Below are 26387 nucleotides of genomic sequence, written 5' to 3'. Positions count from 1 at the left end.
AGCTGGCAACGAGTACGGGCTGATTCATTTTGGAGGAGTTGTCTGCGTTATGCAGCGGCTGATGGTAGCGCTTCTGGTGACTAGTGAAGTGATCACCTTTTAGTTCGTCCGAACCTATGCTACGATCCACGCGGTTTTTCCTTGGGAGCAACCTCACCGCTGGCGCATATTCTGTAGTGTGTGGATCCTGAAGAGCCGTCGTATGGCCTGAGGAGATTTCTGAGGAGTGTTGAGAACTATGGGGAAAATAGAACAGCGAGTGTCTGTGTCGCTTAAGTCGCGAAGCTACGACATTGTCATCAAACCAGGCTTGATCGACGAGCTTGGGGTGCGCCTTCAGTCGCTTGCCTCGACGGAACGTGTCGGTATTGTGACAGATCGCCATGTCGCTCGGCACTACCTCTCCGCAGTGGTCTCGCAATGTAAACAAGCCGGCCTCCATCCGGTCTCAATCGTATTGCCACCAGGGGAAAAGAATAAGACGCTTGCGACCGTTGAGAAGATTCTCGATGTCCTGGCGAGGGAGCGCTTCGAACGGAAGTCGTTGCTGATGGCCTTGGGGGGTGGGGTTGTCGGAGATATGACAGGGTTTGCTGCCGCGATTTACCAGCGAGGGATTCCGTTCGTCCAAGTGCCGACTACACTGGTCGCGCAAGTAGATTCGAGTGTCGGCGGGAAAACCGGCGTCGATCATCGGTTGGGAAAGAATCTTATCGGAGCATTTCATCAGCCCAAGGCCGTATGGATTGATACGAAGTTTCTGGGCACACTTCCGAAGCGGGAATGGATCGCAGGTCTGGCCGAAGTGATTAAGTACGGCATCATTGCCGACAAGAGGTTCTTTGTATATCTCGAACGAACGATGCCAGCCATTTTGAAGCTTGAGCCTCGGGCTGTCATGCAGATTGTGAAGCGCTCCTGTGAGATTAAGGCTCAGGTGGTGGCGGCGGATGAGCAGGAGTCTGATCGTCGAAGAATTTTGAATTATGGGCATACAATCGGACACGCGCTGGAGGCCTTAGGCGGCTATCAATCGTTGATTCATGGAGAGGCTGTCGGCATTGGACTGGTGCTTGAAGCCGATTTAGCCAGGCATCAGGGATATTGCAATTCCAAGACGGTTGATCGAATCAGGTCGGTCGTCCGTGCTGCCGGTTTGTCCGATCGTCTGACTAGTCCTTCTCTGGAGAAGGTGTGGTCGGCCATGCAGCATGACAAGAAGGTCTCGCAAGGGAAAGTCGTAGGCGTGTGGCCGAACGCGATCGGTCGAGTTCGGATTGTCCCGATTGAGCGAGGCACGTTTGCGGAGTGGTTTAAAACGGTTTCGGTTGGGGGAAGCGGACGATCACGGTACACAGCGAAACGGGGGCAGTGAGAGACGTTCTCTCGTGGGATCTATGGGTATGGAATCAAAAAAGCTTTCAGCGGCACACCTAGAGCGAGCATTGCGGGAAAAAATTCGTGAAGTAGATGTCTTGCATCGGATCAGTGAATCGATTAGTAACACCCTCGATCTTGAGTCCGTGCTTCGGCACATTGTGGATGTCGTGGTCGAGGTGACGAAAGCGGACGCCTGTCTGCTATATCTGCTGTCCGATGGACGGGATGAGCTCATCCTGCGGGCATCAAAGAATCCGCACCCCAGATTGATTGGGCGCATTACGATCGGATTAGGCGAAGGCATCACCGGCTGGGTGGCCCGCGAGCGGACTCGTGTGGTGATTCCCAGCAACGCCAGTGAGGATCCTCGGTTCAAGTTTTTCAACAACCTTCCGGAAGATCGCTATCAAGCGTTTGTATCCGTGCCGATTCTTGCCAAGAAAGTAGTCAGCGGCGTTATCAATGTGCAGCATAAACGCTCGCGCAGGTATCGAGAGGATGAACTTGCGCTGCTCACGACCATTGCCAATCAGGTCGGCGGGGCGATCGAGAATGCGCGACTCTACGACCAGATGCGCCGGAAGGCGCTGCAGTTGGAGACGCTCTCGCAAGTCTCCGAGACGGTTGCCTCGAACCGGATCACCGAGGATGTGTTGCAGCTCATCGTGACCATGACCGCGCAGATGTTGGGGTCGAAAATCTGTTCGATCATGCTGCTGGACGAAGCCAGCGGAGAACTGCGAATTGTGGCGACACAAAGCTTGAGTGAAGAGTACCGGCGAAAGCCCAATCTCAAGGTCGGACAGAGCATCAGCGGCAGGGCCGTCCAGGGGCGCCGGTCGATTATTGTGCCCGAGGTGACGAAAGAGCGGGACTATATGTATCCGGACTTGGCGGCGAAGGAAGGGCTCTGCTCCTTGCTTTCGGTGCCGATGATGATGCGGGAAAAGTGCGTGGGCGTGATCAATAGTTACACGTCGGTTCCCCGTACCTTCACGTCGGAAGAAGTGCGGCTCATGCAAGCCATCGCCAATCAAGCGGCGATCTCCATTGAGCATACGACGTTATTAGAGAAATCATTCGAAATGCAGGAAGCGCTGGCCGTGCGGAAATTGCTCGAACGGGCGAAAGGCTGCTTGATGCGATCGAAAAAGCTCTCCGAGGATGAAGCGTTCAAGCTAATCCAGCGTCAGAGTATGGATTTGAGGAAGTCGATGCGGGAGATCGCTGAGGCGATTTTATTGGCCAGTTCGATTGAAGAGCGGGCAGGCAGCGGAGCCAGGCCGTAAAGGGCTTGGCGAGGCTATCGTGATTCCTGTGTTGATTTCGACTTGGGGAGTGCTCGTTTTGTGCCGGTTGATGGCTCAGTAAGTTGCCTGCGGATATCCTGTAGTTCCTTTTTTAGCCCATCCACTTCCTCATTTTTTTGACGCATCTGTTCCTGTAAGGCGCGCAGTTGAGCGTCCGTTCCTTGCTTGCCTTGATCGGATGAAGCTGGAGCAGGGATTACGGTCGGAGTGGGGGACGGAATGAGGGCGGGGATTTGCGGCTGCAATGCGAGAAGCTCATAGTCGATGATGACGAGCGCCTCACTGTCGGGTCCCGTGCGGTAGCTGTCCGGTCGCCTGGCGGATTCAGGGGTGAAGCCGATGGTTTTTGCTAGTGGCCTCCCGCCGGCTCCATATCGGGCAACCGTGGACAGCCACGGCAACGTGACATAGAGTGACCGTCCATAGGCATAGACCGTCCCTTGTTGGATTTCCGTTGAGGCACGTGTTGGGCCTAGGCGAAATCCAATCTGTTGGTCCGATGCAGCTTTCGTAAGACCTTCAGTCAGGAGTGGCGCGAGAAATTGCACCTGCTCTTCGGTGAAGACTCGGACCGGTTCCGACTTGCTGCCTGCAAATTTCCCCAAGAGTCCGGATTCTTCTTGCGCAGTGATCCCGCGAAGAATTTGAGTCATCACCTCCGGTTGAATTCTGATCGGATGAGCGGCCGGGGGGATACGAGCAGGGGACCGTTCAAGATACACGGATCCGAGATCGGTTTCTTTGAGCATAATGTCGAGGGATGCCGTCGAAGAACAGGCACTGGCAAAGAAAAGACTGACAATGCAATAAGCCAAGATGGGGAGTCGCATGCGTGAGTCCTCGTAGAATTTCGCTGGAGAGTCTAGCACAGCAACGGGCGCAGTGAAATGATGAGGGACTGCCTTACGCCTCACGCTGAATCTTATGAGCGGGGTACGCGCAGTGATGAGTGGCCGTGCCGCCGCATGGTGCCGACCGATTAGGCCTGTAGAATAACGGTCGCCGCAGATATCGTGGCGGCTTCAACCGTTCATGTCTGTCCCGATGGCTTGAGTTTGTGTTGAGAGAGGGGCGGTCTTCGGGGAGACTATTGACAGGGAATTCCGTTCGAGGCTAGACTGCGGCCTACGTATTTGGGGCACAACGTAGTGTCCCGTTTGTGATACGGCAGTTCCTCAGCAGTACATCTAGAGCACATCAGAGTGGCGGACAATGAAGTCCTCCAGCCCAACGGGGCTTGAGGGCTTTTTTTTTGCGTGGCACCTCGGCAAGTTGGTTGATTTCTGAGGGACTGGATTGAAACCAGTTGTATCGGAGAGCGAACGGCTTAGTTAAAAGGAGGCGGTCTGCATGAATCCGCAATACTCTCGAGGGCGCACAATTCTCTTAGCGATACAGATGAGCCTGGCACTGCTAGTGGGGAGTATCTTCTCCGCGCCGAACAGCTATGCCGATATCTTTCCGTCAGGCGGGAAGATTTCGAGCGCGGACCAGCAGCAATGGATCAGCATTGGAATGGGCGTGCGGGCAGAATTCTCCGCACTCCAGGATGCGTCGGCGAATGGAAAGAACTATAGCAATAACTTCGGCATTCAGAATGCTCGTATTTATATGAACGGGCAGCTCAACCGGTATCTCAAGTTCGAATTCAATACCGAATGCTTCAATTGCCCCAGTTCAATCAACGGCGGCGGCGGCGGTAACGGTTCAGGGGGAGGGCAAAGTCCCTCTGCGACGAATTTTTTTGGGGGCAATTCCACCATCGGTATTCTTGATGCGATTGGAAAGTTTGAATACAACTCTTATGTGAACCTGTGGGTGGGGCGCTTACTCGTTCCGGGAGAACGCGGCGAGCTGAACGGTCCGTATTTTCACGCCGTGTTTGACGGTTTTAAGACGCCGTTCAATTCCGCAGACTTTAGCGGGAACTTCGGGAAGGGGGGCGCGGGACTCTATGGCCGTGACAACGGCGCGGTGATTTGGGGACAAGTCGATCCCGGGTATGGACATCTGCAATATTCGTTCGGAGTCTTCACGGGTCTCCAGTCGGCAGGATCTGGCTGTGGCGGCCCATGCGGGCCGAATCAAAGCGGGAACTTGCTGTATGCCGGTCGATTGACCTACAACCTATGGAATCCAGAAAAAAACCCGGGGTATTACACCAGTGGCACGTACTACGGGAAAGCAGGGGATATTCTCGCGCTAGCCGCCGGCTTCAACCATCAGAGTAACGGCGCTGGGTCCTACCAGTTTCGATCTGATATGACTATCTTCACGAGTGATCTGCTGTTTGAGAAACTCCTCCCGAACGACATGGGCGTCCTGACGATCAACGCGGAATTCAAGCGCTACTTTGCCGATTACGATGTGCGCGCCTTTAGCAGTCCCGGCGTCGGTGGTGTCGTCGGCGTAGGGGGGAACAACTTCGGCATGTTTCGGGGGAATTCTTACACGGGGTATGCCTTGTATCTCTTCCCGCAAGTGGTCGGAATTGGCCGCTTTCAGCCGTACGGCCGCTATACCTATATTGCGCCGGATCAAAGCAACCAGCGAAGCGAATGGGAAGGCGGTCTGAACTATGTGATCGACGGGTATAACTCGCGCGTATCCGCCTTCTGGCAGTATGGCGATATTGCGACCAAAGGGTTATTCAACTATGCGCAAAATGCGGTGGGCGATAAGGTCAATCGATTTGTCCTCGCCTTCCAGTTTCAGTACTAACCCCAGTCACAATGATTGAATAGCAACTCGAAATATAGAGTAGAGGAGTTCCATCATGGCTCAAGACCATTCTGATTCAACCATCGTCGAAGCAGGTGTGACGGCATCAACCGATCAGTCCGACCCCTCGCGCCGGGATTTCCTAGTGAAGGGGGCGCGTATGACCGCCGGCATTGGGATCGCGGCGTTGCTCGGCAATCTTGGGAATTGGGCCTTGTCCTATGCGGCTGACAAGGAGCCGATCAAGATCGGTATTCTGCACTCACTGAGTGGGACCATGGCCATCAGTGAAGTGTCGCTCCGCGATACCGTACTGATGGCGGTCGAAGAGATCAACGCCAAGGGCGGGGTGTTGGGGCGGCCGATCAAGCCGGTTGTCGTCGACCCGGCCTCGAACTGGGATCTCTTTGCAGAGAAAGCCAAGCAGCTTCTGCTGCAGGATAAAGTTGCAGTCGTGTTCGGCTGTTGGACGTCTGTCAGCCGGAAGTCGGTGTTGCCGGTGTTCGAAAAGAACAACGGACTGTTGTTCTATCCCGTTCAGTACGAGGGGGAAGAGTGCTCGCGCAATGTGTTTTATACCGGCGCGGCGGTCAATCAACAGGCGGTGCCGGCGGTGGAGTATCTGATGAGCAAGGAGGGGGGTGGATTTAAGAAGTTCTATCTCCTCGGGACGGACTACGTCTATCCGCGCACCACGAACAAGATCTTGCGCGCCATGCTGCTGGCGAAAAAAGTGCCGGAAGCGAACATCATGGAAGAGTACACCCCGTTTCATCATCAGGATTATCAGACCATTGTCGGAAAGGTGAAGAAGTTTGCGGCGGGTGGCGGCGCGGCGGTGATCAGCACGATCAACGGCGACAGTAACGTGCCGTTCTACAAAGAATTCGCCAATCAAGGGTTGCGAGCCGAAGATGCGCCGATCATGGCGTTCAGCGTGGCAGAAGATGAATTGCGTGGAATGGATACCACGGCGCTGGTCGGTCATCTGGCGGCGTGGAACTACTATCAGAGCGTGGAGACGCCGCAGAACAAGCAGTTCGTGGCGAACTTTAAGGCCTACTGCAAGAAGAATAATTTGCCGGACGGCGAGAAGCGGGTGACCGACGATCCCATCGAAGCCGCGTATTTCGGCGTGCATGTCTGGAAGCAGGCGGTTGAGAAAGCCGGCTCCATCGATGTCGATAAGGTGCGCAAGGCCGTCTATGGCCAGAAGTTTCTTGCCCCTGGCGGAGAGATCCTGATGGATCAGGGGAATCATCACACGCACAAGCCGGTCCTGATCGGCGAGATTCTCAAAGACGGTCAGTTTAAGATCGTGTCACGCTCAAAAGGGCTGGTGAAACCGGAGCCCTGGAGTGAGTACACCAGTCCCGATAAGGGGTGCGATTGGATTACGCATCAGGGGACATACTCGAAGAAGGGCTGAGAGAGGGAGGCGCTTTTCCAGCTGAACCAGCCCGGCCGTTCTGTTTCCCTGCCGTGAGGGGAATTCAGGGCGGCCGGAGTTCTGGCCCGGCGGATGAACACTGAACATGGTGGTTGTAGCGTGACGATAACAGGATTGGGGATTCGCCAGGGGTTCGCAGTGCTTGCCGTGGTGGTACTTGTTGCGTGGGGGATGACGGCTCGGGCAGCCGGCCTGGACGAGGTCACTTCTTCTCCGCCAGCGGCGGCCGATGCGGCAGAGATGGAACATATCAACAGGCTCATTGGGCAGCTCGCCGGCGAGGATGCCGACGTGCGCCAGCAGGCGGTGCATGCGCTGGTCGATACGGGTGATGCCGCGACGCTCAGCCGGTTGGAGCGCGCGCTTGACGACGCCGATCGCGCGACGCGGGTGGCGGTCAAACCGATCAAGACCCTGTTGAAGAATAAGCTGAATCTTGCCAGCGGCGATGAGGCCGTGCGGCGCGCGGCGGCCGGCGACCTCGGGACGTCCGGTCAACCGGTGGCGAGAGCCTGGCTGGAGACCGCTGCGGTTAAGGAGCCACAGTATTGGGTTCGCTATGCCATGGAAGAGGGGGCGGCCTTACTCCGGCTTGCGGAGGAGGATCCCGCCGCGCGGATTGCCGCCGCCGAAAAGCTGGGAGAGTTGAAAAGTCAAAACGCGCTTCCGGCGTTGAAAGAACTGGCGCAGCAGTTGTCCGGCAACGCCGGCGCGCTCGAATCCAACGGTCCGGTCCGGCTTGCCGTCACAAAGGCGATTGAGCGGATCGAGCTCTGGAGTACCTGGGCCGGGGTGTTCGAAACGCTGTTTCGAGGCGTGAGCCTCGGCTCCATTCTGTTGATCATGTCGTTAGGCCTGGCGATCGTGTTCGGTCTCATGGGCGTCATCAACATGGCTCACGGCGAGCTGATGATGGTGGGGGCCTATGCCACGTTCATGACCCAGGAGTTGTTCAAAGCCTACTTACCCCCGTCGATCTTCGATGCGTATTTCCTGGCGTCGCTTCCCGTCGCGTTTCTTGTAGCCGGGGCTTGCGGCCTGTTTATCGAAGCGACCGTGATCCGCTTTCTGTATGGCCGTCCCCTGGAAACAATGTTGGCGACCTGGGGCGTCAGCCTGGTGCTCATTCAGTTGGCGCGGGTGCTGTTCGGAGATGTGACCGCCGTGACCGCTCCGGCCTGGCTGAGCGGCGGCGTGCAAGTGCTGGCCGGCGTCTATTTCCCGTACAACCGTCTGTTTATCATCGCGCTCTCGATCGTCTGCGTCATCGGGATTTATCTGGCGCTCTTTCGATCGAGCCTCGGGTTGCGGGTGCGAGCGGTCACTCAAAATCGGAACATGAGCGCTTGTCTGGGCATTCCGACGAGAAAAGTCGATGCCTACACCTTTGCATTCGGATCCGGGCTCGCGGGATTGGCCGGGTGCGCCCTCACGCTGGTGGGAAATGTCGAGCCTGGCCTGGGGCAAAATTACATCGTTGATTCATTTATGGTCGTGGTGACCGGCGGAGTCGGCAAGCTCGCTGGTACGATCGTCGCGGCATTAGGCATCGGCAGCCTCAATAAATTTCTTGAACCGAGCTTCGGCGCCGTCTACGGTAAAGTCTTCATTCTGGGGTTGGTGATCTTGTTCCTGCAACGGCGCCCTTCCGGTCTTTTCGCCATTAAGGGGCGGCATGCGGACTAACATGAACACGATCAACGAGACCTCGATCGAAACGCAACCGAAACCAGAACGTGAGGGGCTTCTCTTCTGGCTCGTCGGGTTGGTGCTCCTTGTCGTCCTGCCGGCGTTGAACCTCCTGCCCGCTGAAGATTCGTGGCTGTACGTCTCGGATTTCACGCTGAACCGATTCGGGAAGTTTCTCGCCTTCGCCATTCTGGCCCTGGGGTTGGATCTCATCTGGGGGTACACCGGCATTCTGAGTCTGGGGCAAGGGGTGTTTTTCGGTATCGGCGCCTACTGCATCGGCATGCACCTGATGCTCACGATCGGATCGGAAGGCGTCTATGGCAGTGCCCTGCCGGATTTCATGGTGTGGAACCAGGTCAAGGAATTGCCCCTGTTCTGGACGCCGTTCTACAGTTTTCTGGCGGCGGTGGGGTTGGGCATTCTCGTCCCCATGGCCTGCGCCTGGGTTTTCGGCCTGCTGGTGTTTCGGAGCCGGATCAAGGGGGTGTATTTCGCGATCATCACGCAGGCTGTGGCCCTGTCGGCCTGGCTGGTGTTCAATCGCAACGAAACCAACCTGGGTGGAACCAACGGATTGACGGATTTCAAGCAGCTCCTGGGGTTCCGACTGAGCGATCCGGGCACGCAACGCACGCTGTACGTCGTCACCGTTCTGGCGCTGGGCGGGGCGTATTTCCTCTGCCGGTGGATCATCCAGTCACGCGCGGGCAAGGTGCTGGTCGCGGTGCGCGACAGCGAGCAGCGGGTCCTATTCTCAGGTTATTCGCCGTCGAATTATAAGGTGTTTGTGTTTGTGGTGTCGGCCGGGCTCGCGGGACTCGCCGGACTCTTGTATGTGCCGCAGGTGGGGATTATTACGCCCGCGCAGATCGGTGTGCTGCCTTCGCTGGAAATGGTGATTTGGGTTGCAGTCGGGGGACGAGGTACCTTGATCGGCGCCATCATCGGTGCGGTCGGCGTCAACTTCGGCCGCAGCATCCTGACGAATTATTTCCCCGAGCTCTGGCCCTTCTTTCTGGGCGGTCTCTTCATTGCGGTGGTGCTGCTGTTTCCCGACGGCTTGGTGGGCCTCATGCGGCGCATGCATATCGACACGATCCGGAAACGATTCAGAAAAGCCAAGCCTGAGCCGGAAGGAGCAGCGTCATGAGCGACAAAGGTTCCATCATTTATCTGGAAGGCGTCATTGTCGATTACGACGGATTCAAGGCGCTCAACAACCTGAACTTCATTGTTAATTATCACGAATTGCGCGTGGTCATCGGACCGAACGGCGCCGGGAAGACGACATTGCTGGACGTGATCTGCGGCAAAACGAAGCCGGTTCACGGACGCGTGATTTTCGGCAAGGATGTCGATCTGATTGGGAAGCGGGAAGATGAAATTACGAAGCTGGGGATCGGCCGCAAGTTCCAAGCGCCGTCGATCTACAGCAACCTGACGGTCTGGGAGAATCTGGATCTATCGTTGAAGCGGGACAGCAAAGGGGTGTTCGTCACGCTCCTGAGCAAATCAACCCCCGCTGAACGGGAGCGAATCGAGGCGACGCTGGAAACGATTGGGCTGCAGGAGCATCCGCACCGGCGGGCCGGCTCGCTCTCGCACGGGCAGAAACAGTGGCTGGAAATCGGCATGGTCATTTTGCAGGATCCGGCGCTGTTGCTTGTGGATGAACCGGTTGCCGGCATGACGGATAAAGAAACCGAGCAGACCGGAGTGTTGCTCCAGACGCTCGCGGAGAAACATGCGGTCATTGTCATTGAGCATGACATGGAATTCGTCAGGCAGATTGCCCGCACCGTCACGGTTCTGCATGAGGGGACGGTGATCTGCGAAGGCACGGTCGATGTCATCCAGGCGAATGAGCGGGTGCGGGAAATTTACCTTGGCCGTCAGAAGGTTGGACATTAGGGATGTTGCAGCTACAGAACATCAACGTCTATTACGGCGAGAGTCACATCTTGCGCGAAGTCTCGTTCACGATTGAGGCGGGGCAGGTTGCTTGTCTCATGGGACGCAACGGGGTGGGCAAGACCACCACGTTGAAGGCCATTATGGGATTGCTGCCGGTGCGGTCCGGGCAGATCGCGCTGAACGGGATGGATATTACGAACGAGGCGACAGACCGGCGGGCGAGGAAGGGACTGGCCTATGTCCCCCAAGGGCGTGAGATCATCCCGCATCTCACCGTGCGCGAGAATTTACAGCTCGGCTTCTGGGCGCGGGCCACGAAGGGCGATAGCGCGACGGAGAAAACGGCGTTCGATGAGGTGTATCGACTTTTTCCCAAGCTGACGCAAATTCTGGAGCGGCCGGGCGGCGTCTTGAGCGGCGGTGAGCAGCAGCAATTAGCAATCGGCCGGGCGATCCTCTCCGATCCTAAAGTTCTTTTGCTCGACGAACCGACTGAAGGGATTCAGCCCTCCGTCGTCGATCAGATCGAAGACGTGATAATCGGCTTCAAAAACTCCAGGCGTTTCGCTATTCTCCTGGTCGAACAGGGGCTGCACTTTGCCGCGCGGTTGGCCGACGCCTACGTCATCATGGCGAAAGGAGCGGTCGTGGCCGCCGGCAAGACGAGCGAATTGAGCGCCGAAGAGGTGAAGCGGCATCTGGTGGTATAGAGTAGCTGTCCGGGCAGTGGGGACGGTTGAGAGTGGGTACTAAGGGGTGCGCGATTGAAGTGGCCGGGTATACTGACTGTCTGTATGGGTGTGATGGTCGTTGTCAGTACGTTATCCGGTTCCGTTGCTGCGGCGGATCTTCCAGCCGGCCGGCAGCTGCCGATTAAGGAGTTGCGGGAACGAACGAGTGCTCTGATCGGGCGCGATCTGATTCTGTCGGGTGTCGTCGAGGCCGTTGAACCAATTACTGAAGAGAATTTCGACGATTGGCGATTAGTAAGCCCTTGTATCGGAAGTTACTTCGTCACGCTGAAGGACGATACCGGCTTCGTCGATGTTCTCGTCAGAGGGAACTGCCTTTTGAAACCGCCGATGGTGAATGGCCTCTGGATTGTGAAGGGGGAGAAGGTTTGGATGAAAGTGACGATCTTCGTTCCCAACCTCAATCCATTTGCACTCAATCCACTCGTTCGTGCGATTGCCAAAGACTTTGGTGTACTGCCATCGGAGTGAGGATCTCATGCATCTGACGCCGAGAGAACAAGAAAAGCTCCTGATTTATGTCGCGGCCAATCTGGCGAAGGAGCGGAAGGCGCGCGGGTTGAAGTTGAATCACCCGGAAGCGATGGCCTACATCACCGCGGCGATTCTAGAAGGGATTCGCGACGGCCGCGCGGTGTCGGATTTGATGAGCTATGGCGCGACGCTGTTGAAGAAAAGCGACGTCATGTCCGGCGTGGCGGAGATGATTCCCGAGCTTCAAGTAGAGGGCACATTTCCGGATGGGACAAAACTCGTGACCGTTCACGAACCGATTCGATAGGTGGTGTCATATGAAGAAGTCCTCGACGGTCAAGAAAAAGCCGGCCAAGCGGGCAGCCGCTGTGAAGGTGGTGAAGAAAGTGTCTCTCCAGCCTGCCGCGGTGATTCCCGGTGAGGTCATCCTCGGCGAAGGCGACATCATTGCGCTCAACGGCCGGCCGCTTGTCGAGCTGACCGTCGCAAACACCGGTGACCGGCCGATTCAGGTGGGGTCGCACTGTCACTTCTTCGAAGCCAATCGGGCGTTGCGGTTCGATCGCGAGAAGGCGTATGGCTTCCGCTTGCAAGTGCCGGCCGGAACGGCGGTGCGATTTGAGCCGGGCGAAGACAAGCGCGTGACGTTGGTGGCATTCGGTGGCAATCGGGTGGTGTACGGGATCAATGGCCTGGTGAATGGCCGGCTGGATGATCCGAACGTAAAGCAACAGGCGATAGCCAGGGCCAAGGAGTCGGGCTTTATCGGGAAGGGGACGGGACTATGAAACTCACCCGACGCCAATACAACGATCTCTACGGGCCGACAGCCGGCGATCGCGTGCGTCTGGCGGATACGGAGCTCCTGATCGAAATCACCCGCGACCTGACGGTGCCAGGCGAAGAAGCCAAATTCGGCGGAGGCAAAGTCATCCGCGACGGCATGGGACAATCGCCTTCCGCCACTCGCGCCAAAGGCGCGCTCGATCTCGTCATCACCAATGCGATCATTATCGATTGGTGGGGGATCGTGAAGGCCGACATCGGGATTCGCGATGGCCGTATTGTCGGCATCGGCAAGGCGGGCAATCCCGATCTCATGGACGGAGTCACGAAGGGCATGGAAATCGGACCGGGGACTGAAGTCCTGTCCGCCGAGGGAAAGATCATCACGGCGGGGGGGATCGACACGCACATCCATTTCATCTGTCCGCAAATCATTACGGAAGCGATTGCGAACGGACTGACGACGTTGATCGGTGGAGGGACCGGTCCCGCGACGGGGACGAATGCGACGACCTGTACGCCGGGCGCGTGGAATCTGCATCGCATGCTGGAAGCGGCTGACGGGTTTCCGGTCAATCTCGGATTTTTAGGGAAAGGCAATTCGTCGTTGCCGGAGGGATTGCGGGAACAGATCGAAGCCGGCGCGATCGGCCTCAAGCTGCACGAAGATTGGGGGACGACACCGGCGGCGATTTCGACCTGTCTCGATGTCGCGGAAGACTATGACGTGCAGGTGGCGATCCATACCGACACGTTGAATGAAGCCGGGTTTGTCGAAGACACCATCAAGGCGTTCAAGGGGCGCACCATCCATTCCTTCCACACGGAAGGAGCGGGCGGAGGGCATGCGCCGGATATCATCAAAGTATGCGGCGAGGCCAATGTCCTGCCGTCGTCCACCAACCCGACGATGCCCTTCACCGTCAATACGATGGACGAGCATCTCGACATGCTCATGGTCTGTCACCATTTGAATCCGCGCGTGCCCGAGGATATTGCCTTCGCGGAGTCGCGCATCCGCCGCGAAACGATTGCCGCCGAAGATATTCTGCACGACATGGGTGCGATCAGCATCATGTCCTCCGATTCGCAGGCGATGGGGCGGGTGGGCGAAGTGATCATCCGCACCTGGCAGACGGCGCATAAGATGAAAGTGCAACGCGGGCATCTGTCGCAGACGGCGGCGGAGAAGCTGTCCGGCAGCAACGATAATTTCCGCGTGCGGCGGTATGTGGCCAAGTACACGATCAATCCCGCGATTGCGCACGGAATCGCGCATGAAGTCGGATCGATTGAAGTCGGGAAACTCGCCGACCTCGTGTTGTGGAAACCGGCCTTCTTCGGCGTCAAGCCTGACATCGTGTTGAAGGGCGGGTTCCCGATGTCGGCGGCGATGGGCGATCCGAACGCATCGATTCCGACGCCCCAGCCTGTCTTGACCAGGCCGATGTTCGGCAGCTTTGGCCGGGCGCCCTTTGCCACGAGTCTGACCTTTCTCTCGAAGTCAGCCATGGAGCAAGAGGTCCATACGAAACTTGGCTTGCAGAAGCGCGTGGCCACCGTGAAGAAATGCCGCGGGATCGGCAAGCGGGATATGAAGCTGAACGATGCGCTGCCGCATATTGAAGTCGATCCGGAAACGTATGTCGTGAAGGCCGACGGGCAAATCCTCACCTGTGATCCGCTCGCGGTGTTGCCCATGGCGCAGCGGTATTTCCTGTTTTGACGGCTGCTGAAAACGTCGCCCAGCGGCGTTCTTGCCTTGAACGCATCCTCAACGTACCCGAGAGGGTACGCCTCCGGTGCGTTCGTCGGCTGCGGCCTTGCTGGACAACGTTTTGAGCAGCCTTATTCGAAGGAGCGGTCCGAAGGATCAGCCAGACGAATGAACACGCGATCACTGCTCACAGGTCTCCGCTTCGTCGATAGCTTCTTTCCGTCCGGAGGCTATGCCTATTCATCCGGCCTCGAGGCGGCGGTGCAGGGTGGGGCGGTCAAGACATCAGATGACCTTGCTCGCTTTGTCACGGAATCGTTGACGGCCGGGATCGGCGAGCGTGAAGCGGTGGCCGTGGGGATGGCGCATCGCGCATTCATTTCAGGAATCCTTGAACCGGCGATGACCGCCGATCATGAACTGGATGCGATGAAGCTTGGGTATGAAGGCCGAATGGCAAGCCGCCAGATGGGGCGGCAGGTGATTCGCTTGGCGGCGGAACAGAATGACAGGTCTCTATTGATCGAGGATTATCAGGCTGCGGTCGAGGCGGATGAGACGCCGGGACATATTGCCGTTGCTATGGGGCTCACGCTGGCGGCCGCCGGGTGGTCGAAAACTGATTCGATTGCCGCCTTTCTCTATCAAGTCGCGACGGGGTATGTCGCTGCCGCCATGAAGCTGATCCCGGTAGGGCAACGCGAAGGCCAACGGTTGCTGGACGGCTGGCTGGAAGTCATCGAACGTGTGAGCCGGCAGGCGGCGGAGCCATGCGCGATGCGCTCCTGGTCGCCGGTTCAGGATATCTATGCGATGCGGCATAGTCGATTGGAGTCGCGGTTGTTTCGGTCGTAACAGAGGGATCGAACCATGCATCGGGAAGACGAGCATTTTTGTGGCACAGGACGAGTAACGGCGGCGCGGGCGCGGCGCATTCCGGTCATCGGTGTCGGCGGTCCGGTGGGATCCGGCAAGACGGCGTTGGTGGAGGCGCTCTGCCTGGCGCTGCGGGATCGCTATAGCCTCGCGGTGGTCACCAACGATATTTTCACGAAGGAAGACGCCGAGTTTCTCACCAAACGCGGTGCGCTCCCGCAAGACCGGATCCTCGGCGTTGAAACCGGCGGCTGTCCACACACGGCGATCCGCGAAGATGCCTCGCACAATCAGGAGGCGCTGGACGATTTGCTGAAGCGGCATCCCGAAGTCGAACTGATGTTTGTCGAGAGTGGCGGCGATAATCTGGCTGCGACCTTCAGCCCCGAACTGGCGGACAAAGTCATCTATGTCATCGATGTCGCTGCCGGAGACAAGATCCCGCGTAAAGGCGGTCCCGGCATCACACGTTCCGACCTGCTCGTGATCAATAAGATCGACCTCGCTCCGCATGTCGGCGCTGATCTTACTGTCATGGATCGCGACAGTCGTAAGATGCGCGGCGAGTTGCCGTTTATCTTCACCAACCTGAAGACCGGCCAGGGCCTCAATGATGTCGTCGCCTGGATCGAGCCGTTCATTCCAGGCCACTCCCACCATCATTGACGAAAGGCCTGCGGTGCGTTCAATGAGTGCACATGATCCGGTTCTGGATGCTGTTGGACGGCGGGGTGCGCTGAGTTATGTGTTTGAGCGGCAGGGGCCGCGTACGGTCCTTACCCAGTCGTCCTGTTCAAGCCCGTGGCACTACTTTCCTCCTTCCTTCCTCGATGACAGCGGGTGCGCCTACACCTGGCTGGTGAATCCGTCCGGCGGTCTGGTCGGCGGCGATCATGTGACGGTGGCGGCGCGACTGGAGGCAGATACGCATGTGTTGATGACGAGTCCCTCGGCTACTCGGGTGTACCGGAGCGAAGGCGAGCCGGCCGTGCAAGAGATCCGTGTGACGGCCGGTGCCGGTGCGCGGCTGGAATGGCTGCCGGAAGTGACGATTCCTTTTGCCGGTTCTCGATTTCGCCAATCGATCCATGTCGAGCTGGCGCCGGGAGCGACGGTGGTGCTGTGGGATGCGATGGCTTCCGGGCGCGTGGCAAGAGCGGAGCGGTGGGCATTTGCAAGCTATGAGAATGAGATTGTCATTCGGATGGCTTCCGGACGCTCGGTCGTCGAGCGGCTGTCGGTGACGCCCGATTCCGTCGGCGGCCTGGTGAAGAGCTGGGACTATGTCGGGTCGCTCTTTGTGATCGGGGATGCGGTCGGGCCGGAGAGACTGGCCGCGTTGGAGGATGAACTGGTTGAATTGTGTGGGCAGCAGCCGGAGCAGTTACTCGGGGGAGTATCCAAGCCGGCTGTGCCTGGACTCGTGGTAAAAGTCGTGGCGCGATCGGCCCCGGCCCTCACCGCATTTGTAGAAGCCGCTTGGAGCCATCTGCGGCTGATCCTTTGGGATCTGCCCGCTCCGTTGTTGCGGCGGTATTGACCGAGCCTGCCTGTAACGATCTGTTTCTGATGTCTTCTGTTCCGATGCCTTCTGATGGGTGCGTGACAGGCCTATCCTGAGAGCGGCCTGTTAACCGCCTTTCCCGACGTGCGGCCCGCCAACTGATCTAAATTGCGATTTCTTATGGAATTCGGCCGATAGGGCCTCAAGTCTGAGAGTTTACCTACCGATGTCGTGGCGTAAGAGCGGTTGCGCGTCCATTGGGCAAGAGAGGGAGCGTCGTATGTCATTACAAAAGATAGTCACGGCCATTTTTGCGGTCACGGTATTACTGCTGGCCGGCCTATGCGTGGCGGCCGTGCTCATGTTGCAGGGCCAGCGTACCTTGGAGGCCGCTCAAGTGAACCGCTATGAGTCCTACCTGCTGGCCGATGAGCTCCGTCAAGGGTCGGATGATTTGACGCGCCTGGCACGCACCTATGTGATCACCGGCAACGAGAAGCACGAAGCGGAATACTTTAATATTCTGGCCGTCCGCAACGGCGTGGCGACTCGTCTGGACGGGCAGAAGGTGGCGTTGCGCACCTTGATGCAGCAGGCGGGATTCACCGAAGACGAGTTCCGCAAGCTGAAGGAAGCGGAAGACAATTCCAACTCGTTGGTGACGACCGAAACGATCGCCATGAATGCCGTCAAAGGACAGTTCAGCGATGGGCAAGGCGGGTATACGCGGAAGGCGGCGCCGGACTTCGAGCAGGCTCGCCGCATCATGTTCGACGACAAGTACCATCAGGATAAAGCGACGATCATGGCCCCGGTGGCCGAATTTGTGAGTATGCTCGATACGCGCACCAAGCGGGAGGTTGAGGAGGCCTCCGCGCAAAGCTATGAATATCTTCAGTCGATCATCGTCATGCTGATGTTGCTGTGGGTCTTGCAGTTGGCGTCTTTCCTGATCATCCGGCATAAGGTGACAAAGCCGGTCGCCCGGTTGCGCGATGTGACGGTGCAGGTGGCGCAGGGCGATCTCACCATCGACATCTCCGCAACCTCGTCGAGGCCGAGCGATGAAATCGGGCAGCTGACACAGTCGTTCAATAAAATGGTGATGGATTTGCGCGAAACCCTCCGTCAGGTGGCGGAGATGTCGCACAATGTGGCCGACGCCAGCGCCCGCATTTCGCAGAGCGCCGATCATTTGGCTCGCGGAGCCCAAGAGCAAACGCTACAGGCCAGCGGCGCCGCCGCGGCTGTGCAGGAAATGTCGAAGACGATATCGGAAACCTCGCACAACGCGACCGAGACGGCCGATGCGGCCAAGGCGGCGAAGGCTGCGGCGGAAAAAGGCGGTCACGGCGTCAATGCTACGATCGCCGGCATCCGGCGCATCTCCGATGTCGTGAACCAGTCGGCCAGTACGGTGCAGACCTTGGGCCGGTCCAGCGATCAAATCGGCGAAATTATCCTTGTGATCGACGATATCGCGGATCAGACGAACCTGCTGGCTCTCAACGCGGCGATTGAAGCCGCGCGAGCAGGAGAGCAGGGGCGCGGGTTCGCGGTCGTGGCTGATGAGGTTCGGAAGCTGGCTGAGCGGACGTCCAAAGCGACGAAAGAAATTGCGTCCATGATTAAGCAGATTCAGGGGGAGACTTCCGGCGCGATTAGCGCGATGGACGCCGGGACCAAGGAAATGGAGAGCGGCGTGGAGTTGGCCGATCTGGCGGGTTTCGCACTGAAGGAGATCGTGACAAATTCGCAACATGTGACCGACATGATTGTGCAGATTGCCCTGGCGACGGAAGAGCAGACGGTGGCCAGCGGGCAGATCGGGATGAACATGGAGGTGATCTCGCGCGTGATCGCCACCACGGGGGAAGAAACACAGCGGATCGCCGGCGCGGCCAGCGAATTGGATGGCCTCACGGTCAATCTCCAGACCCTCATCGGGCGCTTCAAGCTCTGACGGATCCGACGGCTCGATCAGGGAGGGCGTCAACGTTGTGAGCGGAGCGCTGTAGCGAACGGGGGCTCTGCCTGGAGTGAGGACAGCCTGGCAGAGGTATCCGATCGGAATCGCTTGTTGGTTTTTGAGCCTCGCCGTGGTTTGCCATTGACAGATGAGAAGGGCGATTGCTATAAATCGCCCGGTACATTTCGGGCGACAACCGCGTCTCCTGGCGCACTGATCGAACTAGGCGAACAATGACGTTCTCCGGCATTTCCCCCACGGTGATGGGATGAAACGCCAGAGGACGTTTTTTTTTGTGGTGAATGCTGAACACAGCCGCCGGCTTCGTTCTCGCTCGCTCGGAACCTTGGCGTACCGGACTTGTACGCCTCGGTTCCTCTCGTCGCTGCGGCCTTGCCGGCGACTGTGTTGAGCATTCTCATAGAAACGGGTAGTGCATGCGTATACTTCGAGTGGCGATGGCTCAGATGAACCCTACGGTCGGCGATATTGCCGGGAATAGCCGTGCGATCAAGCGCTGGATCAAGGAGGCCCGGAAGGCCAAGGCCGATGTGGTCGCGTTTCCTGAGCTGGCGGTCACCGGGTATCCTCCTGAAGATTTGTTGCTGAAGCCGCGCTTTGTCGCGGACAATCTGCGGGCGTTGGACGACATCGCGAAAGCCTGTATCGGCGTGTTGGCGGTGGTCGGCCATGTCGGCCAGGGGCCGGCGGCCAACGGGACGTTCAGGCAGTCGGTGGTCGCCGCGGGACAGCATGAACTGACCAATGCCGCGGCGCTCATCGGCGAGCGCGGCGTGTTGTGCCGGTACAGCAAGTGGCTCCTGCCGAACTACGGGGTCTTCGACGAGAGCCGGTATTTTCATCCCGGGAGAACCCTGCCGATTATCACCCTTCGCGGCGCGACCGTCGGCCTCACGGTCTGCGAAGACATCTGGTTCCCGGACGGTCCGACGCGGTTGCAGGCCGCTGCCGGAGCGGATGTCATCATCAACATCAATGCGTCCCCCTTCCAGATCGGCAAGAGCCGGATTCGCGAACAGATGCTGGCCACGCGCGCCCGCGAGAACGGTGTGATTGTGACGTACACGAATACCGTAGGCGGGCAGGATGAACTGGTGTTTGACGGCAACAGTCTGGTCCTCGATCAGACCGGCGCGGTCGTTGCGCGGGCCAAATCATTCCAGGAAGATTTCCTGGTGGCGGATTTGAACGTCGATGCTGTGGCGCGTCACCGCATGGTGCAGCGGCGGACGAAGGCGCTGAGCGCCAAGCAGGCGGGTGCGGTCGAGCGGATGACGGTCCGGCTGCCCGCCGCGCCGAAACGCACGTTCGTCGTTTCTGCGCTGGAGCCGCTGTGGGATGAGCTGGACGAGGTATATGCCGCGTTGGTGCTCGGGGTGCGGGACTACGTGCGGAAAAACGGATTTAAGAAGGCTGTCATTGGATTGAGCGGCGGGATCGATTCGGCCATCACCGCTGCGATCGCGGTCGATGCGCTGGGCGCGGACAACGTGCTCGGTCTCTTCATGCCCTCGCCCTATACGTCACAGGAAAGCGGCGAGGATGTGGCGGAGTTGGCCCGGCGGCTGGGAATTGCCTGCGACACGATTGCGATCACCGCGATGTTCGACGTCTATCGCCACGCCCTCTCCACGGCGTTTGCCGGACGGCCTGTCGATGTCACGGAGGAGAATCTCCAGGCACGGATTCGAGGAAATCTGTTGATGGCCTACTCGAACAAGTTCGGCCATCTTGTATTGACCACCGGCAACAAGAGCGAGATGAGCGTGGGCTATGCGACACTCTATGGCGATATGGCCGGTGGGTTTGCCGTCATCAAGGATGTGCCGAAGACGATGGTCTATGAGCTGTCGCATCTGCGCAATGCGGCCGGCAAGTCGCCGGTGATTCCAAAGCGCGTTCTCGATCGCGCACCGACCGCCGAGTTGCGGCCAAATCAGAAAGACGAAGACAGTCTGCCGCCGTATCCCGTGTTGGATCCGATCCTCAAGGCGTATGTGGAGGAGGACCGATCGCTGGAGGAAATCGTTGCGATGGGATTCGATCGGGCCGTGGCGGCCAGAGTGATTGGTTTGGTGGATCGCAGCGAATACAAACGGCGACAGGCGCCGATCGGGATCAAGATTACGCATCGGGCGTTCGGGAAAGACCGGCGGATGCCGATCACGAGTGGGTACCGCATTTCTTAGCCGGTACTGCTCGCCAGCGCGTTACTAGGGGGTTGGTTCCTGCCGGCTCGGAGGCCGTTTATTTTTACGGGCCGAGCTATCCTGCGGTGTAGTGGCCCGGTTGCTGGGCTGCCGTTTACTCGATTGCAATTCGTTCTTCAGCGCATCCAACTCCAAGTCCTTCTTGATGACCAGGTCCTTAAGCGAGCGGATTTCTGCATCTTTTGCTTCCAGAAGTTCTGCCGAGACAGCCGGAGGGGCGGATGGGCGAACGGCAGCCTGCGGCGCGGGAACCGGCTTTCCAAGAGGTTCAGCTTGCGGGGTGGCCTGGGCCGGTGCTTTCGCCGAAGGGGCCGATTCCTGCAACAGTCGAAGGTCGATTGCAACCAGCCGTTCACCTGACCGGCCGGTTCCCGGCAGTACGGCCGCAAGTGGAGTGAAGACGAGCGTGCGATTCGCCATGCCGGAGGCGTCGGGGAGACGTCGGTGAGCAATATCGTCGGTGTTAGTCAGGCTCGGCTCATAGCGATATTGAGAGAGTGAAACGTAGAGCGCTGGGCCGTAGGCGTATACCGACCCTGCCGTGGTTTCGACGCTCGAGGATTCCGATGCCAACGTGTTGCGTTGCGCACGAAGGCGATACTCGACACGCTGATCAGGCGTCGCCGTCCGTAACCCTTCAGCAATCAATGGCGCGAGGAAGCGAATCTGGTCTTCTGAGAAGACCGAGACCGGAGAGGGCGATCCTGCCAGGAGGCTCTGGAGCACGCGCTCCCGTTCTTGAATTTGCAGGCCTTGCAGTATTCTGGCAAGGAGGGCCGGTTCAAGTGTGATGGGGTGACTGGCCTGGAAGGCCCGATCGGGCAGGTGCTGAAGGTACACGGTCCCCTGCGGGCTTTCAAAGAGAACTGTGCCGACTGCCGGGGCCGTATTGCAGCCTGCTCCCGCCAGACCTAACAGGATGAGGGTGAGCAAGAGGAGGCGGCGCAAGGGCGTATTTCTAGTCGGTTGATGGCGTAAGGCATTCATGAGTGAGCGCGAATCTACCACAGGTGACGGGGTGGCGTCAGGTTGAGCCGGAACACGTGGGGAGCCGCGCGCAATTCTTTGCGGGGGATATGCCGGGGCAAGCAACGGGGCGTGTCATCGGTACAGGGTTGATTCTTCCGGACAGCGGGAGACCTGAGATCAGCGCCGCCAAGGGCCAAGTTGACAGCGGTTTGACGGCCATGGTACAAGCCGTGCCTGTTTAGAGGGACAATGGCGTTTCTCTAACGGCCGCTTTACGTGCCTGGCAAGGACAATGACGTCCTCCGGCCTCTTTCACCGAAAGAGACCTGAGGACTTTTTTTTGCCCTGTCGGTGTGTGAAGAATGGGCACAACGGCGTGCGTGACGACGATGATGTCACGGTAGTGTGCGAGCGACCACTGGATCATCATCACCACTCGATTGAGGAGATCGTCATGTATGTCGTGAAGAGGACCCTGCGGTTCCTGACCATCGGTTTGCTCGCCATCGTCTTCGTAGGCAGCCCATCTGCGTGGGGAGAAGTCTCCGCGCCGCCTGCGCCGGCTCCCGACGCGCCGCCGACCCTGCACGAGCGGTTGGATGCGCTTGAAAAGAAAGTAGAAGCCCCCTCACTCTGGAAAGCATTGGGGTTCAAGGCGTCCGGGTTTCTGGATGTGGCCTATACCCACAATTTCAACAATCCCAACACCAATCTCAATCAGCTGCACATCTTCGATACCGACGCGAATTCTTTTTCGACTCACATGGCGCAACTCATGCTGGAGCGGCCCGCGGACGGAGCCGGAAGCGGCATGGACCGGCTCGGGTTCCGCGCCCGGCTGAACTTCGGCTTGGATGCCAGGGTGACGAAGGCGCGAACGAATTTTGCGCCGAATACCAGCAACAATGAGCTCGATTTCCAAGAGGTTTACGGCGAGTACGTCGTTCCGATCGGCAATGGTCTGAAGGTTCAAGCCGGCAAGATCAATACACTGATCGGATACGAGGTCATCAATAGTTTTGAGAATGCGAACTTCTCGCGCAGCTTTATGTTCGGTGTGGGCCAGGCCTTCACGACGACCGGCATCCGGTTCACCTATACGTTCAATCCGGTCGTGACCGCGTCGCTCGGCTTGATCAACGGTTGGGACAATGTCGACGACAATAACAGGGGGAAGACCCTTGAGTGGCTGGTCGCACTGACCCCGCATGAGAAAGCCGGGATCAGTTTCTATGGCTCCTATGGAGCCGAGCAAGCAAACTGTCAAGGTGGAAGCCCGACCTGCACGCCGTATACGACAGGAAACGATCCCCGTGCAAAACGCTTCGTCGTCGGTTCGATCATTACACTGAAGCCGACGGCCAAGGATACCGTGGTCCTGGAACCCTATTATGTGAATGAGGGCAACGCCAGCACAGTCAGTCAATCTCAGAATGCGCGATGGAACGGAATCGCGGGGTATCTGATCCATGATTTTGACGAAGAGTGGAGTGTCAGGTTCCGAGGAGAGATTTTTGAGGATGCGGGGGGCACCCGGACATGTACCGGAGGAATCAGTTTCGCGGGAGGCGCCAATACCTGCGCCAGCGGCAGTTCGGCGGTAGGGGTGACGAACGCGGGAGCGGGCGGTATCCCTCAGACACTCTGGGAGAATACGTACACGCTTCAATACAAGCCGTTTCCTTCTCTCATCACGCGGGCGGAATTCCGGTATGACCACTCCAACAAGAATGTGTTCTTGCATGGAAGCCGGCCGGCCAACAACCAAGAAACGTTGTCGGTCCAACTCGTGTACCTATTCTGAGCAAGGAAGAAGGAGCCATCATGAAGCCACTATGCCGTCTCATGACCGCGATGCTACCGATTCTGGCCTGTCTTGCCCTGATGGCGGGGACGACAGAGGGACTCGCCCAAGAAGGCGGCGCCCCGGCGGCGTCCGCGCCAGTTGCCGCTGCGTCCGAAGTTCCGGCGGCCGTTCCGGCTCCACCGAAGATCGATACCGGAGATACCACGTGGGTGCTGGTGTCGACCGCCTTGGTGCTGGCCATGACCGCTCCAGGGCTGGCCTTGTTCTATGGCGGGATGGTCCGAGGGAAAAATGCGTTGGGTACGATCATGCAGAGCTTCATTATTCTCTGCCTGATCAGTGTCCAGTGGGTGCTCCTGGGCTATTCGCTCGCGTTTGGGCCCGACAAAGGGCATCTGATCGGAGGACTCGAATGGTTGGGACTGAACGGTGTGGGGCTTGAGCCCAATGCCGATTATGCGGCCACTATTCCGCATCAGGCGTTCATGATCTTCCAGATGATGTTTGCTGTCATTACGCCGGCCCTTATTACGGGTGCGTTCGCCGAACGGATGAAGTTCAGCAGCTTTCTCGTCTTTACGCTGCTGTGGTCGACGCTCATTTATGATCCGCTGGCCCATTGGGTGTGGGCGGTCGGCGGCTGGATGCGAAACATGGGGGCGTTGGATTTTGCCGGCGGCACGGTTGTCCATATCAGTTCCGGCGCGTCCGCCCTGGCCTGCGCCTTCGTGTTACGGAAACGACTGGGATATGGGAAAGAGCATATGGTGCCGCACAATCTGCCGATGACGGTTTTAGGTGCGTCATTGCTCTGGTTCGGGTGGTTCGGTTTCAATGCCGGCAGTGCGGTCGCGTCGGGGGCATTGGCAACCAGTGCCTTTGTGGTCACCCATGTGGCGGCATCGGCGGCGGCGCTGGCGTGGATGGCCGTGGAATGGATCTATCGCGGCAAGCCCACGGTGCTTGGCGCGGCGAGCGGTGCTGTGGCAGGATTGGTCGCCATTACGCCGGCCTCCGGGTTTGTCGGTCCACTATCGGCAGTCATGATCGGATTGGTGGCAGGAGGACTGTGTTATCTGGCCGTAGTCTGGAAAGCCAAATGCGGGTACGATGACGCGCTCGACGTCGTCGGGATTCATGGAGTCGGCGGGATCTGGGGCGCACTGGCGACAGGGCTTTTTGCGTCGAAGGCCATCAACGCCGCCGGGGCGGACGGGCTGTTCTACGGCAATCCGGCCCAGTTCGGTATTCAGGCGGTCACGGTCTTGATCTCGGCGGGATTTGCGTTTGTGGGGACGGTTGCGATTTTGAAACTGATTGGAATGATGATGCCCTTGTGCGTGAAAGAAGAGGAAGAGCGAATGGGGTTGGATCTCAGTCAGCACGATGAGCGGGCCTATTCGTAATGCGACGAGCGACCGGAGAGAAGGAGGGAGCAGGTGGCTGACCAGAATCGTGAGCGTGATGGCGCAGGCCGGAGTCGCAGGAGCCACAAGATGGTTGCCTGGACTATTGCGGCCGTGATGCTGGGCGCGTTGGCGGCCGGTGCCGGGTCGGTGGTATCGGCTCAGGATACCGCGGCCGTTGTCGGGAGCGCCGCTCCCGTGCTGAAAATCGATACGGGAGATACGGCCTGGGTGCTCATGTCCTCCGCGCTGGTCTTGGCAATGACGATACCGGGGCTGGCGTTGTTCTATGGTGGGTTGGTCCGGAGCAAGAACATTCTGGGTACGATCATGCAGAGTCTGATTATTCTCTCGTTGGTCAGTCTTATCTGGATTTTCTTCGGATACAGTCTGGCCTTCGGCCCCGATAAGGGGGGAGTGATCGGAGGGCTGGACTGGGTCGGGCTCAACGGCGTCGGCAGCGATCCGCATCCGGTGTACGGGCCGACGATTCCGCATCAAGTGTTCATGCTGTTCCAACTGATGTTTGCCGCCATCACTCCGGCGTTGATTACGGGCGCGTTTGCGGAGCGCATGCGGTTTTCCGCATTGCTGTTGTTCGCGGCGCTCTGGTCCGTGGTGATTTATGCGCCGGTCGCCCACTGGATTTGGGGGGGCGGCTGGCTGGGCAAAATGGGCGCTCTGGATTTTGCAGGGGGCGCCGTGGTGCACATCAGCTCCGGCGTCAGCGCGCTGGTGTGTGCGATCGTCCTCGGAAAACGGAAGGGATACGGGACGGATTACATGGCGCCCCACAACCTTCCCTTTACGCTGTTGGGAACCGGCCTCTTATGGTTCGGCTGGTTCGGCTTCAATGCAGGCAGCGCGTTAGGCGCCAATGGATTGGCCGGCAGCGCCTTTCTGGCGACGCATGCAGCGGGTGCGACCGGCGCGCTCGTGTGGATGTGTACGGAATGGATGCATCGAGGGAAGCCGACCGTTCTGGGCGTGGCGAGCGGAGCCGTGGCCGGGTTGGCGACCGTGACCCCGAGCGCCGGGTATGTCGGACCGATGTCGGCGATTGCAATCGGCGTATTTGCAGGGGTTTCGTGCTATTTCGCCGTTGTTTGGAAGGGGAGGATGGGCTATGATGACTCCCTTGATGTCGTGGGAATTCATGGTGTTGGCGGCGTGTTCGGCGTTCTGGCGACGGGGCTCTTTGCGTCGAAGGCCATCAACGCCGCCGGGGCGGACGGGTTGTTCTATGGCAACGCGGCCCAGTTCGGTATTCAGGCGGTCATGGTCGTCGCCGTCGCGGCGTTTTCTGTCGTGGGGACCTGGTTAATTCTGAAAGTAGTGGATGCGAGCGTCGGATTGCGGGTCTCTCCCGAGGACGAATCCACGGGGTTGGACTTGAGTCAACACGATGAGCGCGCCTATTCATAAATTG

General features: G+C 58.5%; 23 protein-coding genes. 21 read left to right on the top strand and 2 right to left on the bottom strand.

The features are described 5' to 3' along the window. The first annotated feature begins 238 nt into the window (after positions 1–238). Complete coding sequence (gene aroB / locus NITLEN_RS05965) at positions 239–1375, top strand: 3-dehydroquinate synthase (protein ID WP_121988690.1); 1137 nt, start codon at positions 239–241, stop codon at positions 1373–1375. 28 nt (positions 1376–1403) lie between these two features. Further along, a complete protein-coding gene (locus NITLEN_RS05960; protein ID WP_181416671.1) occupies positions 1404–2669 on the top strand; it encodes a GAF and ANTAR domain-containing protein in 1266 nt (421 codons plus the stop codon). Positions 2670–2683: 14 nt separating this feature from the next. Here NITLEN_RS05960 and NITLEN_RS05955 read toward each other — a convergent pair whose 3' ends face one another. Continuing rightward, positions 2684–3520, bottom strand: coding sequence for a hypothetical protein (locus tag NITLEN_RS05955; protein ID WP_121988688.1), 837 nt, complete (start codon positions 3518–3520; stop codon positions 2684–2686). A 520-nt stretch (positions 3521–4040) separates the two neighbouring features. Between NITLEN_RS05955 and NITLEN_RS05950 the strand changes: the two genes are divergently transcribed. From NITLEN_RS05950 to NITLEN_RS05880, 15 genes are all read left to right on the top strand, one after another. Further along, a complete protein-coding gene (locus tag NITLEN_RS05950; RefSeq protein ID WP_121988687.1) occupies positions 4041–5411 on the top strand; it encodes a hypothetical protein in 1371 nt (456 codons plus the stop codon). Positions 5412–5571: 160 nt separating this feature from the next. Further along, positions 5572–6840: an urea ABC transporter substrate-binding protein gene (gene urtA, locus NITLEN_RS05945; RefSeq protein ID WP_121988735.1), complete on the top strand. Its 1269-nt coding sequence runs from the start codon at positions 5572–5574 to the stop codon at positions 6838–6840. Between the two features lie 120 nt (positions 6841–6960). Then, positions 6961–8547, top strand: a complete 1587-nt coding sequence (urtB, locus tag NITLEN_RS05940; protein WP_181416670.1) for an urea ABC transporter permease subunit UrtB — start codon at positions 6961–6963, stop codon at positions 8545–8547. Next, positions 8537–9703, top strand: coding sequence for an urea ABC transporter permease subunit UrtC (gene urtC / locus NITLEN_RS05935; protein ID WP_219999397.1), 1167 nt, complete (start codon positions 8537–8539; stop codon positions 9701–9703). Before urtB ends, urtC begins: the two co-directional genes overlap by 11 nt. Continuing rightward, positions 9700–10464 carry an urea ABC transporter ATP-binding protein UrtD gene (urtD, locus tag NITLEN_RS05930; protein ID WP_121988684.1) on the top strand — a complete coding sequence of 255 codons (765 nt, stop codon included), beginning with the start codon at positions 9700–9702 and terminating at the stop codon, positions 10462–10464. Before urtC ends, urtD begins: the two co-directional genes overlap by 4 nt. 2 nt (positions 10465–10466) lie before the next feature. Further along, a complete protein-coding gene (gene urtE, locus NITLEN_RS05925; protein WP_121988683.1) occupies positions 10467–11177 on the top strand; it encodes an urea ABC transporter ATP-binding subunit UrtE in 711 nt (236 codons plus the stop codon). Positions 11178–11261: 84 nt separating this feature from the next. After that, a complete protein-coding gene (locus NITLEN_RS05920; RefSeq protein ID WP_121988682.1) occupies positions 11262–11690 on the top strand; it encodes a hypothetical protein in 429 nt (142 codons plus the stop codon). 7 nt (positions 11691–11697) lie between these two features. After that, complete coding sequence (gene ureA, locus NITLEN_RS05915; RefSeq protein WP_121988681.1) at positions 11698–12000, top strand: urease subunit gamma; 303 nt, start codon at positions 11698–11700, stop codon at positions 11998–12000. A gap of 67 nt (positions 12001–12067) precedes the next feature. Continuing rightward, positions 12068–12481, top strand: a complete 414-nt coding sequence (gene ureB / locus NITLEN_RS05910; protein WP_121988734.1) for an urease subunit beta — start codon at positions 12068–12070, stop codon at positions 12479–12481. Continuing rightward, a complete protein-coding gene (gene ureC, locus NITLEN_RS05905) occupies positions 12478–14205 on the top strand; it encodes an urease subunit alpha (protein ID WP_121988680.1) in 1728 nt (575 codons plus the stop codon). Before ureB ends, ureC begins: the two co-directional genes overlap by 4 nt. 159 nt (positions 14206–14364) lie before the next feature. Further along, positions 14365–15051, top strand: coding sequence for an urease accessory protein UreF (locus tag NITLEN_RS05900; protein ID WP_121988679.1), 687 nt, complete (start codon positions 14365–14367; stop codon positions 15049–15051). 15 nt (positions 15052–15066) lie between these two features. Continuing rightward, positions 15067–15738, top strand: coding sequence for an urease accessory protein UreG (ureG, locus tag NITLEN_RS05895; protein ID WP_121988678.1), 672 nt, complete (start codon positions 15067–15069; stop codon positions 15736–15738). Positions 15739–15760: 22 nt separating this feature from the next. Next, on the top strand, positions 15761–16612 hold the full coding sequence (locus NITLEN_RS05890) for an urease accessory protein UreD (protein WP_181416668.1): 852 nt from the start codon (positions 15761–15763) through the stop codon (positions 16610–16612). 244 nt (positions 16613–16856) lie between these two features. Next, the gene (locus tag NITLEN_RS05885; RefSeq protein WP_181416667.1) at positions 16857–18539 is read left to right on the top strand and encodes a methyl-accepting chemotaxis protein; all 1683 of its coding nucleotides are present in this window, start codon (positions 16857–16859) and stop codon (positions 18537–18539) included. Positions 18540–18982: 443 nt separating this feature from the next. After that, on the top strand, positions 18983–20755 hold the full coding sequence (locus NITLEN_RS05880; protein WP_121988675.1) for an NAD+ synthase: 1773 nt from the start codon (positions 18983–18985) through the stop codon (positions 20753–20755). Between the two features lie 24 nt (positions 20756–20779). Here NITLEN_RS05880 and NITLEN_RS05875 read toward each other — a convergent pair whose 3' ends face one another. Further along, on the bottom strand, positions 20780–21763 hold the full coding sequence (locus NITLEN_RS05875) for a hypothetical protein (RefSeq protein WP_121988674.1): 984 nt from the start codon (positions 21761–21763) through the stop codon (positions 20780–20782). Between the two features lie 2 nt (positions 21764–21765). Here NITLEN_RS05875 and NITLEN_RS05870 point away from each other — a divergent pair, with 2 nt between their 5' ends. The 4 genes from NITLEN_RS05870 (at position 21766) to NITLEN_RS05855 (ending at position 26383) form a co-directional block, all read left to right on the top strand. Continuing rightward, a complete protein-coding gene (locus NITLEN_RS05870; protein WP_121988673.1) occupies positions 21766–21987 on the top strand; it encodes a hypothetical protein in 222 nt (73 codons plus the stop codon). Between the two features lie 134 nt (positions 21988–22121). Then, positions 22122–23549: an outer membrane beta-barrel protein gene (locus tag NITLEN_RS05865; RefSeq protein WP_181416666.1), complete on the top strand. Its 1428-nt coding sequence runs from the start codon at positions 22122–22124 to the stop codon at positions 23547–23549. 41 nt (positions 23550–23590) lie between these two features. Next, positions 23591–24958, top strand: coding sequence for an ammonium transporter (locus NITLEN_RS05860; RefSeq protein WP_425464138.1), 1368 nt, complete (start codon positions 23591–23593; stop codon positions 24956–24958). Positions 24959–25048: 90 nt separating this feature from the next. Then, the gene (locus NITLEN_RS05855; RefSeq protein WP_121988671.1) at positions 25049–26383 is read left to right on the top strand and encodes an ammonium transporter; all 1335 of its coding nucleotides are present in this window, start codon (positions 25049–25051) and stop codon (positions 26381–26383) included. The last annotated feature ends 4 nt before the right edge of the window (positions 26384–26387 follow it).

Origin of the sequence: Nitrospira lenta (assembly GCF_900403705.1) — a bacterium.
GTDB classification, from domain to species: domain Bacteria; phylum Nitrospirota; class Nitrospiria; order Nitrospirales; family Nitrospiraceae; genus Nitrospira_D; species Nitrospira_D lenta.
This window is presented reverse-complemented; position numbering and strand designations above follow the sequence as displayed.